The organism is Spiroplasma sp. ChiS (assembly GCF_002968355.1).
Classification (GTDB): Bacteria; Bacillota_I; Bacilli_A; order Mycoplasmatales; family Mycoplasmataceae; genus Spiroplasma; species Spiroplasma citri.
This window is the reverse complement of the sequence record NZ_PUUH01000069.1, coordinates 1-1,941: the sequence shown is the minus strand read 5'-3', so window position 1 is coordinate 1,941 and position 1,941 is coordinate 1. Positions and strand designations below refer to the sequence as shown.

The 1,941-nt window shown below is 22.4% G+C and carries 3 protein-coding genes and 2 pseudogenes; all 5 read right to left on the bottom strand.

Translation table 4 applies throughout. The annotated features are described in order from the left end of the window. Positions 1-40: 40 nt before the first annotated feature. Positions 41-354: pseudogene (locus tag C6B38_RS12145) on the bottom strand (spiroplasma phage ORF1-like family protein); the annotation flags it as partial. A gap of 168 nt (positions 355-522) precedes the next feature. Next, complete coding sequence (locus tag C6B38_RS02795) at positions 523-735, bottom strand: hypothetical protein (protein WP_105298576.1); 213 nt, start codon at positions 733-735, stop codon at positions 523-525. Positions 736-762: 27 nt separating this feature from the next. Continuing rightward, on the bottom strand, positions 763-1,122 hold the full coding sequence (locus tag C6B38_RS02790) for a UPF0236 family transposase-like protein (RefSeq protein ID WP_146693278.1): 360 nt from the start codon (positions 1,120-1,122) through the stop codon (positions 763-765). A 193-nt stretch (positions 1,123-1,315) separates the two neighbouring features. Then, a complete protein-coding gene (locus C6B38_RS11005) occupies positions 1,316-1,507 on the bottom strand; it encodes a hypothetical protein (protein WP_105298574.1) in 192 nt (63 codons plus the stop codon). 99 nt (positions 1,508-1,606) lie between these two features. Beyond that, positions 1,607-1,732, bottom strand: a pseudogene (locus tag C6B38_RS12290) (hypothetical protein); the annotation flags it as partial. Between the last annotated feature and the right edge of the window lie 209 nt (positions 1,733-1,941).

Below are 1,941 nucleotides of genomic sequence, written 5' to 3'. Positions count from 1 at the left end.
ATTGAAAAGAACAAAAAGGAACTTAATAACAGTTCCTTTTTTATATTAATCGCACAAATTTCATAAAAATAATTAATAAAAAAATATTTGTTATTGTACTATACAATGCTGGATTAAATTTTCATACCTCAAATATTTGACTAAAAAACTATATACTGTTTCAAAAACCTTACCAACACCACTCGCTAACTCGTTAACTTGTTTAATTCCAGGAATAGTGTTGACAATTCAAATCACCGCATTTTTAATGTGAGCACCAAAATCTCATCAACCCTCTGGCGTTACATATTGCACTTGTCATCATTGATTATCGGGGAACAACCCACCATTATTAATTTTGTTGATTGTATAAATTATTTAAGGGTATTTAATATATTTTAAGAAATTATGGAATAAATAATCCACATACTTAACTTAAAGATACCATGTTTAATTTTATTGTCAACAAATTTTTATATTTTTTTAAATTTAATCATAACAAAAAATTTATTTTTATTAAAATTATTTAACTTAAAAATAAAATTAATAAAGATGTAAGTTTTGTTGTTCAGTTTTATTAAAATTATTATATAAAATACTATTATTTTCTGGTGGTTTTTCTGATTGTTTAAAATCCTTAATATTATTTCTTAATTTTAACATACTAGTATTCAATTTATTTTTAACAGTTTTTTCGCTATAAATTCCTTTTTTAGAAAATATCCCCTTACCATAATGGGAAACATCGCCCTCCATATCACAACCAATATTATTTCATAATGTTTAATTTTTAATGCCATCCTCGTTATTTTTAATTAAATTAATTGTTTCTCTTAAAAACTTTTTAGAACTAGTAATAAATGACTTACTTTCTTTTAAACATTGTAATAATTCATAATATTTTCCATTATAAAAATAATCAACAACTTGTTTAAAGGTTTCTTCATTTTCTTTAATTATTCTTCGGTGGGGTAATAAATCCTTAAATATTTTTACTAAATGAAATTTATCTATTGTATAATGAACTTTGTTATTAGGAAAACGATTTGCAATAACTTTTTTAATCCCTTTAATTCAATTTGCTCCATCACCTAAAATCATAATTTCGGTATCATCTTGAATATTATAATTACTTATTATCAAAAGTATTAATTTAACAACAAAACGGGTTAATTTTGTTTTTTTAGAAATATAAATTGGAATATTATCTATTTCGTAAACACCTAACTTATTTGCAATTACATGTATTTTTTCGGTTGATTTTTCTTGATCATAACCAGTATGAACAGTAGATAATAAGGTGTGTTTTTTAACCTTTTTTCTATCGTATTCTATTTTAAGAAAAGTTTCATCAATTTGAATATATAAAGTATCGCGGAACTTTTATTTTAATAGTGGTATTATTAATATAATATTTGTCGTTTGTTGTTGCGTTTTTTATAGTATTTGAAATTGTCATTAAACTAATTTTTGCTTGTTCTAATGCATCTAAAATATCGCGGTATTTTTTATCATCACTTAAAAACAATAAAATTCTTTCTTTGACGTCATTCCCCAGTCTTTGTCATTTTTTAATTTTTAAAACTTCATCTAAAATAAAAATATATTCTTTTTTTCCTGTTATTGGATTAATTTTATAATATTGTCGTCTGCAAAATGTTATTTTACCTTTTAAAGTAATTAATGTTTTTGTTCTTATTTCTTTTACTCGATAATGTTTAAATTTATCATATTTTTGATAATTTTGAAAAATAAGATCATCTAAATTTTCTCTAACCTATATGCAATTTCTCCAACAACATATCTACTCAAATCTTCATATGTTTTATTAAAAAAGTTGTCACCATTAATAATATTATTAATATCCATTTTAAAGTTGTTTCCTTTCCTGATTTAAAAATAAATCATCACACACATTAAAATAAACACCTAAAAAAGCAAGTTATTTTTAACTTGTTTTTC